At 55.3% G+C, this 15951-nt stretch carries 14 protein-coding genes; 2 read left to right on the forward strand and 12 right to left on the reverse strand.

Annotation, left to right across the window (positions count from 1 at the left end; translation table 11 throughout):
- Positions 1–63 precede the first annotated feature (63 nt).
- The 4 genes from CJ187_RS08485 to CJ187_RS08500 form a co-directional block, all read right to left on the reverse strand.
- A complete protein-coding gene (locus CJ187_RS08485) occupies positions 64–480 on the reverse strand; it encodes a hypothetical protein (protein WP_102216476.1) in 417 nt (138 codons plus the stop codon).
- A gap of 117 nt (positions 481–597) precedes the next feature.
- Positions 598–1272, reverse strand: coding sequence for an ABC transporter ATP-binding protein (locus CJ187_RS08490; RefSeq protein WP_199171067.1), 675 nt, complete (start codon positions 1270–1272; stop codon positions 598–600).
- Positions 1273–1330: 58 nt separating this feature from the next.
- Entirely contained in the window at positions 1331–1960 is a 630-nt protein-coding gene (locus tag CJ187_RS08495; protein WP_102216475.1) for a hypothetical protein, read from the reverse strand.
- A gap of 57 nt (positions 1961–2017) precedes the next feature.
- Complete coding sequence (locus CJ187_RS08500; RefSeq protein ID WP_146003086.1) at positions 2018–3484, reverse strand: hypothetical protein; 1467 nt, start codon at positions 3482–3484, stop codon at positions 2018–2020.
- A 613-nt stretch (positions 3485–4097) separates the two neighbouring features.
- Between CJ187_RS08500 and CJ187_RS08505 the strand changes: the two genes are divergently transcribed.
- Complete coding sequence (locus tag CJ187_RS08505) at positions 4098–5231, forward strand: alcohol dehydrogenase catalytic domain-containing protein (RefSeq protein WP_233187338.1); 1134 nt, start codon at positions 4098–4100, stop codon at positions 5229–5231.
- Positions 5232–5418: 187 nt separating this feature from the next.
- On the opposite strand, the gene CJ187_RS08510 is transcribed toward CJ187_RS08505, so the two are convergent.
- From CJ187_RS08510 to CJ187_RS08520, 3 genes are all read right to left on the reverse strand, one after another.
- Positions 5419–6603, reverse strand: coding sequence for a hypothetical protein (locus tag CJ187_RS08510; protein WP_102216473.1), 1185 nt, complete (start codon positions 6601–6603; stop codon positions 5419–5421).
- On the reverse strand, positions 6604–8418 hold the full coding sequence (locus CJ187_RS08515; protein WP_102216472.1) for a hypothetical protein: 1815 nt from the start codon (positions 8416–8418) through the stop codon (positions 6604–6606).
- 144 nt (positions 8419–8562) lie between these two features.
- Positions 8563–9420, reverse strand: coding sequence for an RDD family protein (locus tag CJ187_RS08520; protein WP_158237728.1), 858 nt, complete (start codon positions 9418–9420; stop codon positions 8563–8565).
- Positions 9421–9454: 34 nt separating this feature from the next.
- Between CJ187_RS08520 and CJ187_RS08525 the strand changes: the two genes are divergently transcribed.
- Positions 9455–10450 carry a stage II sporulation protein M gene (locus CJ187_RS08525; protein WP_102216470.1) on the forward strand — a complete coding sequence of 332 codons (996 nt, stop codon included), beginning with the start codon at positions 9455–9457 and terminating at the stop codon, positions 10448–10450.
- Positions 10451–10533: 83 nt separating this feature from the next.
- Here the strand turns inward: CJ187_RS08525 and CJ187_RS08530 are convergent, their stop codons facing one another.
- The 5 genes from CJ187_RS08530 to CJ187_RS08550 are packed head-to-tail and all read right to left on the reverse strand — an operon-like array spanning position 10534 to position 15949.
- Positions 10534–11844, reverse strand: coding sequence for a DUF58 domain-containing protein (locus tag CJ187_RS08530; protein ID WP_102216469.1), 1311 nt, complete (start codon positions 11842–11844; stop codon positions 10534–10536).
- Positions 11841–12800 (reverse strand): AAA family ATPase, encoded by a 960-nt coding sequence (locus tag CJ187_RS08535; protein ID WP_102216468.1) that lies wholly within the window; start codon positions 12798–12800, stop codon positions 11841–11843. Before CJ187_RS08535 ends, CJ187_RS08530 begins: the two co-directional genes overlap by 4 nt.
- The gene (locus CJ187_RS08540) at positions 12793–13938 is read right to left on the reverse strand and encodes a DUF4350 domain-containing protein (protein WP_102216467.1); all 1146 of its coding nucleotides are present in this window, start codon (positions 13936–13938) and stop codon (positions 12793–12795) included. The genes CJ187_RS08535 and CJ187_RS08540 overlap by 8 nt, the downstream gene beginning before the upstream one ends.
- The gene (locus tag CJ187_RS08545) at positions 13931–14647 is read right to left on the reverse strand and encodes a DUF4129 domain-containing protein (protein ID WP_102216466.1); all 717 of its coding nucleotides are present in this window, start codon (positions 14645–14647) and stop codon (positions 13931–13933) included. The genes CJ187_RS08540 and CJ187_RS08545 overlap by 8 nt, the downstream gene beginning before the upstream one ends.
- 18 nt (positions 14648–14665) lie before the next feature.
- A complete protein-coding gene (locus tag CJ187_RS08550; protein ID WP_102216465.1) occupies positions 14666–15949 on the reverse strand; it encodes a glycerophosphoryl diester phosphodiesterase membrane domain-containing protein in 1284 nt (427 codons plus the stop codon).
- Positions 15950–15951 lie beyond the last annotated feature (2 nt).

The following is a 15951-nucleotide window of genomic DNA, read 5'->3' on the forward strand; positions in this document are numbered from 1 at the left end:
CGGGGTACCCGTGGTAATGCCTCAAAATGTTAGAAGAGGCAGTGTGGTTAGTTGGAAGTCGGATTAGACGATGGGTTTCAAGTGTGGGAACGCGGCATCTAGATCGTCAAAAAGTTGAAAAAATTCCGGTAGAGTCGCCTTAATCGCGATGTCTATCTGCTCGTCGTCTAAACCGTTTGTTATGTCCACACCAGACGCAGCTTGAGCGAGGTAGTGGCCCTCATGCAACTGGTCTATAGAAGTTTGCGACACCTTATCTGGCGTTGTCCACTGCGTGAGGAAGTCGGCGATCCGGGCAACATCCTCCTCATTCTTAATTTCAGTACGCCAGTACGCGCGCATAGCTAACGCATTACCTTCAACACTGAAGTAAATGACGCAGTTATCCCACGCCGCAATAGTGGTTTCTTTGTTCCGCACAGACTGGAAACCAAACCTACCTAACGAGGCTTCCACGCGATCTAAAGTAACAGCAGCCATTAACTTCCTCTCTAACTCGCTTAACAAGTATTACAAAGCCGCCCAATGCGAGCAAACAGTATCTAACTGGTAAGTAGGCGGAACACAGGTACTATTGCTGGAAGCTAATACCCCCGGTTATCTAGGGTTGTTAGGGATAAGATGCCCGTCTTTTAAGGCGTAATGCCTATCGGCCCTACTGTTTACAACCGGGTCGTGGCTTACCACTACTAAAGCTGACTTTGAGGCGCGCGCGTTTTCGAATAAGAGCATACAGAGTTCATCGCGCAACTCCGGGTCGAGGCTAGCGGTTGGTTCATCAGCTAAAATCACGGGTGGCCGGTTGAATGTGGCACGTGCAAACGCTACACGCTGTGCTTCACCCCCAGACAGAGAATAAACAGGACGCCCCACAGGTACTTTGAGTTTAAATAAATATTCGCTCGCTCGTTCCAGCACAGATTTATCTTTCTTATTCATAAGAGTCGGCAGAGCAACGTTCTCTTCTGCTGTCAGCTCTTCGATGAGCTCCCCATTTTGAAAGACTATGCCTATATTTTGGTTCCTAAAGGCCGCGCCTTTTGCGCGTGAAAGCTTACTCATATCTTGCCCAGCAACGATTACAACACCTGATGTTGGCCGGATTAACCCCATAATGCATCCGAGCAAAGTTGTTTTTCCGCTACCTGATGAGCCTGAAATAGCTACAGACTCACCCGCGTGCACGCTTAATGAAACATCGTTTAGCACCAGGTTTTTCGAGAATTTCTGTTGAAGATTATGCGCTGAGATTATTGGATCTGAGTTAGCCACTATGGCCTCCGATTATGGGTTATGTGAGTAATTAGTTTTGGGAGCGCGAGGTTGTGCGCTATGTCTTGGGAATATAAAAGGTTGAAAAACGTCTTTCGCTGCGGTGATGCTTGGACGATAGAGAAGTGAATAGGAAAAGCGTTATCACCATTAGCGTGCATACTGCTGTGATTACCGGATATATTCCCCCAACGGTGTTTAGACGATCGTCTTCTATGCACCGCGCGAAGCAGATGCTAGCGCCACCGCCTACTAGCACGGTCAGTAGTCCCAGTAGGCATGTGCGGAGCCATATGGATTTACGCACTGTTGAGGTGCTTGCATACGCTTTCTGAATTGGCATGAGGCGAGCGTTGAAGTCCTCAATGTCTCTTGTGGCGGTGATGAGGATTGAGATCAATAGGATAACTGAGGAAACAATGGCGCACAGGTGGAGCCACCTGTGCTGGAATACGGTGTCGTTCGCACCCGCGATCCATTCTTCACCACCCACGTACACGTTGTATATAGGCCCCAGTGTGGCGCTAACTATTTTGGTGATCTCTGACTTGTCGACCCGATTACCGGATTGTTTCGAAACTATCCACGAAAATGATGCTGGGACGTCATCCTTTGTCTTTGCTGCTAGTCCAGCATTCTTTATTGAGGAAATAGTGCGCACGGTGAGTGCCTGGTCATCTGGGAACATGACACCAAGTTTCGGAGGCAACGAAGCTACGGATGTGGTTTTTCCAGATTTCAAATGCTACTTTTTAAATGAGTTTGGGGTGGCTGAAAGTGTGTGGTGCAGCTTCGAGTTTTCGTTATTATTTGTGGGTAAGAAAGTAGCGAGTTCCATGACGGAGTATTTGTTCAGAGCTTTCTCTAGTTTGGCAAGTTCTGAATTTGAAGCATTTTGTGGGATATCGATTTGAACGTAACTGCTATCAACGAAGTTGATTGTGCGTTGAACTTGGCCGGCGGGCAGCCAGGTTAATAGGCTGAATATAGCGAGTGTAGTGGTTATTAGGATCAGTATTGATCCTGTGCTTAGTGAACGTACGATCTGTGACGAGCTGGATAAAGTACGGGCTGCAACAATCATGGGAGCAGATGCGCTGCAGCGACCGAGTTCTAGAATAATGCGTGAACTTAAATAGATTAGGAAGCGGGCGGCGAATGGGATAGCAAGCAACGTGCAGATAATTCCGATCCAAAAAAGTGCATAGTTCGCGTCTGAGGCATCCGTGTAACTGGCGTTTATGAAGTCGTTAAGCACTGTTGTCGATGCTATTGGTGGAATAAATAGACTGATAAAACCGAGTACTTTAGATGAAGTTGTTATGTGTGCATCTCGTATTCCCGCCGGGGTGAATCTAGGTTTCCTTGGGTAGGTGCACATTAGAATGACTAGCACACTGACTATCGCGGCGGTAAGCAATGCAAGGAGGAATGCCCACCACACTCCTAGCACGTCAATTCTTCTGATTGTGAAGGTGAAGAATGGAATAGGAATATCGAATGTAAACAGGATAATGAGTATCGGAATGCTCCCAATGATTCCTGCCAACCATGGTTTTATTAACGATTTGAAGAGTGAGAAATGTAGGGAACGTGGTGTTGCCCCCAAAGTTTCCAGAATTTGTGTTGCGTGGTCCTGTTTTCTGCGCCAAGCAACAGTTACAGTCCCCACTAATATGAGTGAGGGAATAATGAAACTGCATACTAATCCGACGTAGCTCACCGCAGTGCTCAACTGGGTTGGTGGGAAAAATCCGGGATCAACAGACGCTTTTGAACATCCAAGACAGGCTGGTGACAACCCTTTGGTTGCTTTAGGGTTTGCAAGAACTATGCGAGATGATTTTGCTGAGGGCAGTCCGCTTCCTGTAGGTAAATAGCCTTCGAATCCGCCGAACTTATTTGAAAGCTCGTGGATTTCGGAGCTATTGAGATCCGGGGATGCATAGAAATGCCCCGCGGAAGGCCACTTATTTGCATTGAATGGGATCGGGGTTCTTAACGTATGTGGTTTGGCGAGCAGTGCTGTAACCGTGTGCTGACTAGCCGCAGTGTAGTAAATGAGTGCATCTGCGTTCGCAGGTAATCCCGACTGCGCGGGAGTATCTGACATTCCCAGTTCCTCCAGAAAACTGTTCCGCGCATATTGACTACTGAACCTAACTGCAAGCGTGAAGAAAGCAAGCACAGCAATACCGACAGCAATAGCCACCGCAACAAACGTACGCCGAGAAACCCCTATCCTCATGTTTCATTCCAGTTTCTGTCTTGGTTAGTAATTATTGTTCCAACTTGTGCAAATCATGGGTAAGGCAGTTCTAGATCTGCATGCTTGCACTGCTTTAATGTCATGTCCTGTGTTTCTTGATGCCACTGAGCCGGAGCCTGACCTGTTTGTAACACCACCAGATGCACCCTTTACAGTCCAGTTGGCTCGGGTGAACTTAGAATCGGCTGCTGTGTCGTAAGAATATATTACTTTACCAACGGATTTTGCAGTAGACCCCGTCATAGAAGCCGAGTGGTTAGCGGCTAGAGCGAGGGAAGACCCCCCCAGAAACTATAGCTACGGCAGCTATAATGTTTAATTTCCTTGCGATAGTTTTCATTAGTCTTGTACCTTTCAGTACCTATTTGTGCAGTTGCCGAGTAGCAACAGTGCAATATTACTGCGAATGCAGATGGTGGGATAAGAGCTTTCGGAAAATATCTGGATAACAATTTGATAACTCAGTTTCAAAATGTGGAGGCTTATTCCGTGCGGTAGCTGAACCTGCGGATTCGTTGTAGTTTAGTTACACGTTTTTCACGTAAGGAGGTCTTGCGTGAGGTCGGTATCGAAGGGGATGATGACCATGAAAATTACAGCCGCCGTACTTGAAAGTCAGAACTGCCCGGAACCATTTAGCGAATCAAAAGCCCTGCAGGTGAAAGAACTGGTGTTGGACGCACCTGGCCCCACCGAAGTACTCGTTAAAATCACTTCTGCTGGGCTGTGCCACTCCGACCTCTCCGTTCTACAGGGAAATCGGATTTGGCCCACTCCACTAGTTGTTGGACACGAAGCTGCTGGTGTGGTGCAAGAAGTAGGAGCCAAAGTTAAAGACTTCCACGAGGGCGACCACGTGGTTATGACATTCCTTCCCCGCTGCGAAGAATGTAGAGCCTGCCAAACAGGTGGAAAACTACCGTGCAGCAAGGGAGTTTCTGCGAACAATGCGGGCACCTTGCTGAATGGTTCCATCCGCTTGCACGACGGCGACCAGCAGATCCACCACCACTTGGGAGTGAGCGGGTTCGCCACGCATGCGGTTGTAGACCAGGCGTCGATTGTGAAAGTACCTCAAGAACTACCTGCTGACATTTCCGCAGTGCTCGGCTGTGCAATGATCACTGGCGGTGGCGCTGTGCTAAACGAACTAGACCCAAAACCAGGCCAATCGTTCATGGTAGTGGGGTTAGGTGGGGTTGGTATGGCGGGTTTACTAACCTCATTAGCGTGTGAGGGCGTGGAAGTCACCGCTGCTGACGTCAGTGCCGACAAACTGGAGCTTGCGAAACAGTTCGGTGCCCACCACTGCCTGACAACTAAAGAAGTGGAAGAAAAAGGGGTAACAGCCGACCTAGTTCTGGAGGCTGCGGGCCACCCGAAAGCCTTTGAAACCGCATACAAAGCGATCTGTGTGGGTGGGAAAATGGTGACGATTGGCCTACCAGCCCCCGACGAGGTTTCACAAATCCACCCCACAGCCCTTACAGCTGGTGCTCGCACCGTGATGGGCAGCTACATGGGGTCAGCAGTGCCGAAACGGGACGTACCAGAATTCGCCGAGCTATACCTAGATGGAAAACTACCATTAGACAAACTGATCACCAGTCACATCAAACTGGAAGATATAAACGAAGGTATGGACAGGCTCGCAGCCGGGAAAGAACTGCGCCAAATCATCCAGTTCTAAAACTCAGGCGGCTGAGCAAACAGACATCCAGTTCCAAAACCCAGATAGCCGAGCAAACAGAACTGCCGCGGACGAAGCGGCGGCAAATGCGAGGTTGCGTTGAGCGAGCGACATTGGGGTTAACGAAACAGCACAGAAGCAAACCGGGGCGCAAGCGTGGCAACGTAAGCAGCGTGAGGCCCGGGTGCTAGCAGATAGTTTCTATGATTCTGTCGAGTAGCGTCAATGGTTGATCTGGCGCTGTGGAAAGTGTCAGAAGGTCTTCTGGCCACGGTGCGTTACGGGCCAGCCCGGCCGGGCGTTGCCAATAAATAGGGGAGGACACCCCGATTTCCAAGAGCTGATCGAGCAGGTGCCGGGTGTGTTCCTTCCCTTCCGTACGCACCACCACCCCACACTCCACTGTGTGTAGGTTCACCACTTCGAAACGGTGCGAAATACTGTCAATCAACAAAGAACCGACCGAGCGGCGTTTGCGCGCGTATTCCTCCAAGTCCGCTGTTCTTAGGAAACGTCGTGTACACGCACTAATCGGCGCGGGCGACCACGCTTGCTCAATCGCATCCTCCGCCGCATCCAACGCTTGCAACCACTTGTGAGCAGCCCTACGGGCTTCCCAGCGCTCGACTATGTGGGCGTCCCCGTGATTTATTATGTGGCCGCCCCGGTGTTCAGACGACGGGGACTCCCGAGGCGTTAACTCCGCTAACCAACTCTTGCGGCTGCGCATTGCCTCCAGCGCCAGAACAGTCGCCCGCTCAGACGGAGGTGCGTTATTCGACGTACTGCCAAAACGACCCATAGAGCCGGAGTCGCCCATAGAGCCGGGGATCTGTGCAAAAAATGGCGTATCCACGAACGCACTATCCGCCTCGAGCCCGTGCACGAAAGCCCCATCGGGAACAGGTAGGAGCTTACGCATCGACACCACGTAATAATCCGCGTACCCCGGCTTCGCTCGTAACGCCACAGACGCGAACCCACCGCCGTCCGCACGCTGCGTTGCTTGCGTTTTCTCGCCGTTCAGATTCGCTTGAGGGCCAAGCCAACTATGCGTCCCATCCACCACAATGGGTACGCCACCCGCTCGCACACCCTCAAGAACACTTACAAGCTGCGCAGTCGGCAAGTTCCCAAATGTAAAACACAACAGCACCGCACTACCGGGCGTCACAAGTTCGGCCAGGCGCTGCGGAACCGGTAGTGCCCGCCGGTCCGTGGGGCAGTAGCGAACAGAAATACCTTCCAACTCAAAAGGAAGGATCATGCTGAGGCAAAAATAATCCGGCGCCACCAGGCGGCGCACGCCCTGCCGCCGCAAATCCTGCGCCACCAGTGACAACGCTTGCTTACCAAACGCGGTGAAAAACACCTAACCCCTAGCCGCTAACTCTTGGAACTGGCGGGTAATCAACGCGGTCACCGGTGGCAGTCCAATAAGTAGACCGTCGGCAATAATAATTAGACCCGAATCATTCACCAAGACCGCCACCAAAATCGCGAACCCCATGGAAACCAACAGGGCTTTCGAACCACGCTCACGCGGCATGGGTAAACCAGGTACACTCCCCAGCCACTGCCCAACTGCGCTGAACCGGCCGCGGCGCATCGCCCACACCAAACCAAGCGCAACCACTGCAAGCACAACCACCACAGCAACCGTAATCGGATTCAGCACGCTCGCGGTCATATCCGACCACTTGCGGGCCAACACCTGCCAACCTTCACCCGAAACCAAAGCGCGCCACAACCGTCCCACGTGCGTGGGCTGCGGCGCATGCGCATCCACCACCGCGATCAAGACCCACCCCAACGCGGACGCGCCAATCCACAAAAGAGCGTGCCACCACCTCAAACGCATACCCAAAAGCAAAATACACGCCAACAGGAATCCGCCAACGATGCCGGGCACACCCCCAAAATCCGCGCCCCACACAGGCAACGCGTCCACGCACAGCACCCCAACGCCCATCAACGCGACCGCTCCCACAGCCGCGTAACGCTTCCCAGCCTTCAACTGCGCGTGCACATACGGGAGCAATGAGATGAACGCGGTGACAACCAGAATCACGTACTCGCGGTTAGACACCCCGTAGAAACGGCGGAAAATCAAGGTGAGCGGCCCCAAAAAACCATCCAACTGGTAGCTAGTGGCCGACACAATATCCGTAACCAACAACAGCAGAGTAGTGGCCGCTAAAACCCCAATTGGAATCGCCGTTTGCCGCGCCACCGCAGTTAAAACCACAGCTATCAAAGCGGTCAGCAGAATCGGGATAGAAGGGTGCGTAGAATAAGCCCACCACGGCACAAAGTTCAGTATTAACGCGGCCGGCACCCACGCGAACGAAATCGTGTTCCACCACGTCAACGCCCGCCAAGTGCGTACACTCACTGTCTTATGCCGGTATCGCACCAGCCAGCCAACACTGCCCGCAGCGATCACTCCCGCCGCCATCAGCAGTGCCCACGTTAAAAACCAGGGAGCGATCGTGTTTTTCGCCGCATGCGCGTGCACCTGCGCGCTCACCAGGTTCCCCGTGATTTCCCCCGGGTTCGTACCCAGCTCCCGGCTGGTATTTACCGCTCCACCATTTATGAGGTACTTCAAATCCGCCACGGTCAACAAGCCAGCTCGGCGCGTGTTGTCGGAATACAGGGCTCCGGCTTGGTGGGACTCCGGATCTGAAACCGCGAGCGCATGCAGGTCCGCTGGCCCCGCATCCGACAGGGACGCGACGATTATTCGCGCTGGACAATCCGCAGACGCTTCTAACGCGTGCGCGAGCCGCTCTTCAACCTGCGCCGCCCGGTCTGCCGGGGAATCTGCCGTAACACCTCGCGACAAGTCCACTAGTTGCGGGGCCTTTTGCAGGCCCGTGCAAGAAAAATCCGAAAGCCCAATCGGCGTCATTTTCAACTGTTTTGCAGTTTGGGTGAGCGTCACGGATTCCTCACGTGACGTCAACATGAGGTTCGCAAAACCCGCTTTCTGCGCGAATTTTGCCAAGCGCGGTGACTTCCAATCCAGATCCGCCACCCCCGTGTCTGGCAGCGCCAAAACCAGTGCATTCGCAGAATCCGGTGAAGGCGCCGCGCTGGCCGGTTCGAAATCAGTGGGAGCTGCAAACGCAGGCGCGTTCGGGGTTAGCCAAGCTAAGCACGTTAACAACCCCAGGATCAGCATGGGTAAAACCAGTGCGCGGCGATTATGGCGCTCGCTACCAGGTGCCCGGTGGCTGTCTAATTTTGGGCACCCGCGTGTTGACGATGAAGAGTGAATAAACCTCACATCTCAGTACAGTAGCAAACCAGAAGAAGCAGGGGGACGCTAACTTCTTTGCACCAGCACCCGCTGAGCCAGCTCCCGGTTGCGGTCAATGCGCGCTAAATCACGGGCGGTGCGTTCCGCCAAAATCGCGGTCAACGCGGCCTCCGCCCCCACCTGCTCACTAGGCATTGGCAAAACGTGGGCGCGAGCAGAATCTAACAACTGCTGTCCCATCGCCTGGCGCGCCTGAGGCATCATCGTCTCTTTCCGGTTCAAAAACTGGCGGATCGCCAGCGCCAAACCAGTTGGCAAACTAATATCCGCCGAGCGAGCCCACCCCTCAAGACCACGCGGAACCCGCATTGGATGTGTTTCTTGCAGCTTCACGCGTTCACTAATCACATACGTACCCGCTGCAATATCCCCTAGGCGGCGCGCGTGCTTATCTACAAAACTAGAAATAGTGGCGAGCGAACCCGACGTCAACCATATTTCTGCCACCCCAATCAAAGCGCGCGTGAACGCATGGCGAGCAGAAATCGGGCCCTGGTCAAAACGCACCACGCGGGTACCGCACGCCCATTTACCAAGCGATTTCCCGTGCGTTATCGCTTCAATAGTGGCGGGCACCAGAAAGAGCATCGTCCCAATGATAGTTACGAACACAACAGAGTTAGTGGCGGTTGTTTTAAACGGATATATCAATAAGTACGCTACGAACAGTAGAATGCTCGTGAGCGCAAGTGCTGCGCAGTCTATAATCCCTTCCAACAGCCGCGTAACCACGCTTACAGGTGGGGTTGCGAGCGCCACGCCTTCACCCACCACGAAGTCGTCCGTCGTGAGGTTCTGGCGCTGCCTGGCGGGCTGCTGCGGCAGCGAGGTTCTTTGACTTTCAGTACTGTCGAAATGCCCCATGACATGAACGATATCGTCATTTAGCATTAGACGTATGGATCTGGATGCGTTTGTCCTAAAAAATCGGGAGCTCTGGGAAGAACTAGAGCACCTATCAAAACTGAGCAAACTGGACTCTGTGCAGGCACAACGCCTCGTGGACCTGTACAAAACCACTTCCACACACCTATCGTTTGTCCGCACGCGCACGCCTGATCCGATGCTGGTGTCTTACCTTTCGGCCATTCTCGGTAAAGCCCGGCGGCGGGCGGGGCAGACAAAAGTGTTTCACCCCCGCAGCATCGGACAGTTCTTTACCCGCACCTTCCCGTCGGTTTTATACCAGTTGAGGTACTGGTGGATCACCACGATGGTGGTTTCAGTACTGTTTGCGTTCACCGCCGGGTTCTGGCTGACGCACCACCCAGAAGTGGTGGAACAGGTGCTCGGTAACGAGCAGGTTAAGGAAATGGCTAACCACCAGTTTGAAGACTACTACTCGACCTACCAGGCCAGTGAGTTCGCAGCGCAAGTGTGGACAAATAACGCTTGGGTTTCCGTGCAAGCCATCGCGTTGGGCGTAACCGGGGTGATGGTGGTGAAAGTGCTGTTTGAAAACATGATGAACCTCGCAGTTTCTGGCGCGGTCATGTTCACCGCTGGTAAAGGCAGTGTTTTCTTCGGACTCATCTTGCCCCACGGGATGCTAGAAATGACGTGCGTGTTCGTGGCCGCCGGCGCGGGCCTAGCACTGTTCTGGTCTTGGGTGGCACCGGGTGCGCGCACGCGCGCACAAGCATTCGGCGAATGTGGACGCAAAGTACTTATGATCAGCCTCGGGCTCGCAATAGTGCTGCTGCTGTGCGGGATCATCGAAGCGTTCGTAACTCCCTCACCGCTGAACACCGCTGTGCGCGTAGGGATCGGACTGACCGCGTGGATAGGCTTCATGCTGTACGCACTCCTACTTGGCAAACGCGCTTACCAAAATGGGGTTGACGGCGACATCCCCCTATGGCAGCGAGACGCCCAAACCGTCACCGCAATATAGTCCAGTTAGGGCCAGTGCATAAACCCAACCAAACCGCCGCCAAACAGCCTGATTAGAGGCAAACACGCAGAGTTTGGCGTGGTCTAAGACAGTAGGCCGCGAGCTTTTAACGCCAGGTAGTGGTCCACTACTGCCATCGGGAGGTTCTCCGCGTCGCGCTCAACCACGGACACGCCCATGGCCTCAAGACCTGTAATTGCCTGACGGGAACGCTCCCGCAACGTTTCATACGCGGCGGCCCGGTACACGTCTGCGGCAGTGGTTTCGGCTTCACCGGTTGGCAGGTTCAAAATCCCATCTTCACTATCTGCAACCGATGCGATCATAACCCGGTGCTTATTCGCCAGCACACTTAACTGGGGCAGCAGCGCATCAGCCAGCACGGTCGGGTCGATTGAAGTGAAAATGACAATTAGCGACACCTTATTTCCCAAGCCATGCACCGCCGCCGCAAGCCTGGCCCAGTTCGCCTCTATCATCTGCGGGTCCACGTGCATCAACGCGTGGGACACGTCGTTCAACGCGTCGGCGTTCGCAGGTCGCACCACCTGCTGTTCCACCTCGTTACTGCCCGCAATCATCGAAATGTGATCACCAGCCCGCGCACAAACCGCAGACAGCAGCAAAGTTGCATCCATCGCCGTGTCCAACCTGGGGGTGTCCGCAATGCGCGCTGCCATCACGCGGGAAGTGTCCAGCAGCATCACCACGTGCCGATCCCGCTCGGGCCGCCACGTGCGCACAATCAACTCATCGTCCGTGCGCGCCGTAGCCCGCCAGTCAATGGAACGCACGTCGTCACCATCAACCCACTCGCGCAACGAGTCGAACTCCGTTCCCTGCCCGCGGATCCGCGCCGTCGCCATGCCCTCAACGGCACGCAACTTAGCGAACGCCACCGGAAGTTTCGCCTTAGAAGGAAACGCCGGGAGGGAATCCAACTCACCGGGGCATTCAAACGACAATTGGCGTGCCACTAGCCTCATACGCCCCCACGAACGCACCGTAACCCGGTCGGTACGTAACCGGCCCCGCCGCGTCGGCTCCAGGTCAGACGTGTGTTCCACGCTCTCACCAGCGCGAATGCGGGTAGAGAAAATGTGGTTGTGCGCTCCCGCAGAAGGTTGCCACGCGTCCCGCACATCCGCGCGCATATCCCTTTTACCCGCGTTCATAATCGTGAGGGACGTGGTGGAAGGCTCACCCGCATGCACTGCGCTGGAACGCTCACGCCGCATCGACAACTTCCGCGGGCTCGCCGCAGTCGCATAATCCAAAACGCACATCACCAGCACAAACACGAGCCACAAGCCAGCAACGTAACGCTGCTGCACAATCACCAACGGGATAATGCCCGCTAACAGTAAGGCGGCGGGACGCCACGAAACACTCATCGCGGTACAGTCACCGAATCCAACGCCGACGCCAGCACGGACTCAACTTTCAACCCTTCAACCTCCGCTTCTGGCCGCAATGCCAACCGGTGCGCGATCGTGGGGAACACCAGGGACTTCACATCGTCCGGCGTCACAAAATCGCGGCCCGAAAGCCATGCCCACGCCCGCGCCGTTGCCAGCAACGCGGTTGCCGCACGCGGCGACATCCCTAAGTTCAAAGACGGTGCAACCCGTGTGGCCCGCGCAATATCCACTATGTAGCCCACAACCTCATCGCGAATCGACACGTCCTGCACCGCCCGCATCGCAGCCTGCAGATCCTCCCCACTGGCCACGGGCTGCAAGCCCGCCTCATCCAAATCAGACGGGTCGAACCCGTGAGCGTGCCTAGACACAATCTCCACTTCCTGATCACGCGCCGGAATGTCCATGTTTATTTTCAGCATGAACCGGTCCAACTGTGCTTCTGGCAGCGGGTAAGTACCTTCGTACTCAATGGGGTTCTGCGTTGCCGCCACCATGAACGGTTTCGGTAGGTAATGCGGCTGCCCATCTACGCTCACCTGACGTTCCGCCATCGATTCCAGCAGCGCCGCCTGCGTTTTTGGGGGCGTGCGGTTAATTTCGTCCGCCAGGAACAGGTTCGTGAAAATCGGGCCGGCATGGAAGTTGAACTCGCCCGCTGCCCGGTTGTACATCAGGGACCCGGTAATGTCACCGGGCATGAGGTCCGGGGTGAATTGCACGCGTTTAGTGTCAAGCGAAAGTGCTTTTGACAGGGCGCGCACCAGCAGGGTTTTCGCGGTTCCTGGCACGCCTTCGAGGAGGACGTGCCCGCCGGTGAGGAACCCGATCATCAGCCCGGTAACCGCGGCGTCTTGCCCCACCACGGCTTTGGACACCTCGGAACGCACGCGCAGCAGGGCGTCGCGAGAGTTTGTCGATTCAGTCATGGGTAACCTCCTGAAGGATCTGCGTTATTAGTCGGCTGTAATGAATGAGTTCTGTTTTGTAAACTATTTGCTTGCCGTACAGGGCGTCGCGCACCTGGTTTTCTTCGCGCTCGGTTCGGGCGGCAACCCGCCTCACCAGCACGGCGGGGTGGAAGTGTGTTCCCAGGCCGAAAGCGCGGGCCAGTTGGTGACGTGCGCCCACGCGGATGGCTTCTAACGGCACTCCCGGGTCTGCACTTTGCTCGTAGAGCCTCCCCAACGCTTCCGTGGTTTCCGTTGCGCGAACCACCACGGGGAGGGGTTCGGTTGCTAGGCGTCCGAACCGGCGGCCCCGCCACAGCATGAGGGCCAGCACCGCGAGTCCGGCAAGCACTGCTGCTGAGTAGAACCACGGTGGCATGAGCAGCAGGAACCCGGTTGCGGTGGGGTCCACTTCCGTTTTCGGGTCGAGGACTGGCAGGTACCAGATTAAATCTTCGGATGCGGACAGGGACGCCAGGGCTGCTGCCGCATTGTCGTAGTATCGGATTGACACGTTCGTGTAGATCGTGGGGTCGCCAAGCAGTACGGTCTGAGGGTGCCGCTCGTTCGCAGGCAGGGTGAGGGCGGGTTCGCCAACACAGTTTTCGGGCGCGTCCTCGGTTGAAGCAGCGGTAAACCGCATCGCTAAACCGTCCACCATTTTCGCGTTCCCAAACACGCCGGCGGTGCAGTGGACGTTCAGGTACGTGGTTTTGGCGATGGTTTGCGCTTGCCCAGCGCGCACGTTTATTCCCAGGTCGTGCAGCCGTTGTTCACTGCCCCCTAGAATCACTGTGCGGCGCGCTTTCTTGAGGGCGTTTCTCACTTTCGCCACGTCTTTTTCTTCGATGGCGTCCACGTCTGTAATCACCACCGTTTTGCCTTGCACGGCTTCCAACTGGTTGGCCCAGTGAATCGATTGAGTTTTCACCCCGTGCTGCTTCAGAACTTGAACCACCGCTTTTGTCCCCATGGGGCCAGGTGACTTTGCGTCCAACGGCACCTGTTCTTTCGACGAGGGGCCAAACCAGGCGAGTAACACGACCGCAACCACGGCGATAACCACCCACATCACGATCGCCCGGGTGTTACGAGTCAGCGGCTTGGATTCACTCATTGCCACCTCCTTGCGCTTCCGGACGACCCTGCGTTTCCGAGTGGCCTTGAGGTGCTGGGTACCTGTGTACTTCCGAATGCCCTTGAGGTGCTTGCTTGCGTTGGTGGGCAGCGCTTACCTGGTCAAAGACTATGAGGATCTGCTGCGCGTCCTCACGCGTGGTCCGCGGAGCTGGGGTTTGTGCGTACGAGGCGATGTTGAATGCGCGGGTGGCGTGCGTTGCCGCTGATCTGAGGGGCGGGAAATGTGCCTGCAGTTCCCGCTGCACGTCCCCGGCTGTGCGCCCGGGGGAGGCGTGCATGATTTTTGCGCGGTCCAACAGGGCCACCACTGCGCGGAACGCATCTATTACCGCGGCATCCGGATCAGTTTCCAAGGCGGCGCGGGCGCGCGATGCATACTCTTCAGCACTCACAGTTGGGTCCAGTAAAGCGTCTTCAACGGAAGCTTGCCCGCGGACTTTACGGTGTTTGCGGATCCTCCAGATTATTAGCCCAAGAACTGCAACGACTATGATTGCTGCGATGATCGCAACCGTGTATCCCACTTCGTTGGGGGGTAAGTGGACGGCTGTGAGGAGTTCTTGAAGCCAGCGGTTGAACACCGCTTGGAGCATGTCGAACGTGTTGTATTCCGCGTGGGAGAGTTCGCGTTCCAACAGTTCCCGCGCCTCATCGGGATCTGGAGTAAATGCAGTGGAAACTAACATATCCGCTGTATCTTCGTATTAGTGAGTTTGCGACTCGTTCAGTAGCTGCATGTCGAAACCTTCTTTCCGGATCCGTTGGTCTACGTAAAGCATGGTTACCACACCCGCTTGGATCGGGGTGGTTAGAACGAATGAGATTGCGTAGCTGATCGCGGTAACCGCAGCGGATAGTGCCGAAAGTGTTGCTGCGGTAGTGCTAGTGAGCCCCACTACCACACCTAACCCGATTGATAACGGGAGGGAGATTACGCCGACGACGACGCTGACGGCGATCATGGTGAGAATCAGGATTCCAGCCAGTCGCCACGTATTTCCTTTAGAAAGTCGCCAGCTGCGAGAAATAGCTTTGAGGGGGGAGAGTTTTTCTTCTACCACCGCGGGCATGGTGAGGGCGAAGCGGGCATTCAACAAGGCTGTGATCAGGATTCCCACAATCGCCAGAAGAGGAATGACCCACACCAGGTGGATACTGTCGATCTGCGAGTTGGCGACTATGAAAATAACAGCCGCAACCACCACCGCGATCGTCACCAGCCCCACCGTTGTGGTGATTATTGAAATCACGATTCCCGCACCGAGCGCGGGCAGTAACCGTGGTTTCGCACCCGTCCACACTTGCTGTAGGTTCAGTTTGTAGCCGCGTACCGCCGCAAGCGTAACCAGTACCAGCATCGGGATCGCCAGCAGTGTGAGCAGCCCCGTGAGCAGCTGCGACCCGATGCTTTGCAGACCTACGGGTATGAAGGCCAGGATCATGTCCTGCGGATCTTCCCCCATTTCTGGTATCGGGGTGTTGGTGACGATTGCGCTAGAAACCCCCGCTAGGAGTGCGCCGATTACACCCACTAAAACCGCGAGCCCAAGCGTGCCCGCCGGGTTAAACCGGATGAGGCTGAACACGGCTTCGAAAAAATCCGTTAACTTCAGCGGTCGGATTGGAATGATCCCCGGTTTCACTACCGACCACCCGTACGATGACGGGGGTTTACTCCACGGGTTACTCACCTGAGTGTCCGCTTGCTGGTAACTCCCTTGGTTGTTCGCGCCCTGTTGCTGCATCTGTGCGTGTGCGTAGTCTTCGTTGGATTCTTTGTTGCCCCCACCGTCAGTGGTTTCAGCGCTGGATTTTTTGGTGCTAGACGCTTCGGCGCTGGTGGCTTCCGGGTTCGTAGTCAAGTCCGTCTTGTCCCCTGAGGAGGTTGCTGCGTCGCCTGGTTCGAGTGGGGCAGCGTCACGGTTTTCCCGCGGCGGTTCCTCGGTTGGCCCTCCGGGGTTGACCCATGGGTTGTTGGCGTCGCTCATGC

The organism is Gleimia hominis (genome assembly GCF_002871945.2).
Lineage (GTDB): Bacteria > Actinomycetota > Actinomycetes > Actinomycetales > Actinomycetaceae > Gleimia > Gleimia hominis_A.

What these genes read in the sequence shown, in the direction of transcription:
- CJ187_RS08545 (WP_102216466.1), bottom strand. Translation starts at nt 14,647, where the DNA reads ATGTTAGTTTCCACTGCATTTACTCCAGATCCCGATGAGGCGCGGGAA.
- CJ187_RS08515 (WP_102216472.1), bottom strand. Translation starts at nt 8,418, where the DNA reads ATGCTGATCCTGGGGTTGTTAACGTGCTTAGCTTGGCTAACCCCGAAC.
- CJ187_RS08530 (WP_102216469.1), bottom strand. Translation starts at nt 11,844, where the DNA reads ATGAGTGTTTCGTGGCGTCCCGCCGCCTTACTGTTAGCGGGCATTATC.
- CJ187_RS08495 (WP_102216475.1), bottom strand. Translation starts at nt 1,960, where the DNA reads ATGTTCCCAGATGACCAGGCACTCACCGTGCGCACTATTTCCTCAATA.
- CJ187_RS08485 (WP_102216476.1), bottom strand. Translation starts at nt 480, where the DNA reads ATGGCTGCTGTTACTTTAGATCGCGTGGAAGCCTCGTTAGGTAGGTTT.
- CJ187_RS08535 (WP_102216468.1), bottom strand. Translation starts at nt 12,800, where the DNA reads ATGACTGAATCGACAAACTCTCGCGACGCCCTGCTGCGCGTGCGTTCC.
- CJ187_RS08520 (WP_158237728.1), bottom strand. Translation starts at nt 9,420, where the DNA reads ATGGGGCATTTCGACAGTACTGAAAGTCAAAGAACCTCGCTGCCGCAG.
- CJ187_RS08540 (WP_102216467.1), bottom strand. Translation starts at nt 13,938, where the DNA reads ATGAGTGAATCCAAGCCGCTGACTCGTAACACCCGGGCGATCGTGATG.
- CJ187_RS08550 (WP_102216465.1), bottom strand. Translation starts at nt 15,949, where the DNA reads ATGAGCGACGCCAACAACCCATGGGTCAACCCCGGAGGGCCAACCGAG.
- CJ187_RS08525 (WP_102216470.1), top strand. Translation starts at nt 9,455, where the DNA reads ATGGATCTGGATGCGTTTGTCCTAAAAAATCGGGAGCTCTGGGAAGAA.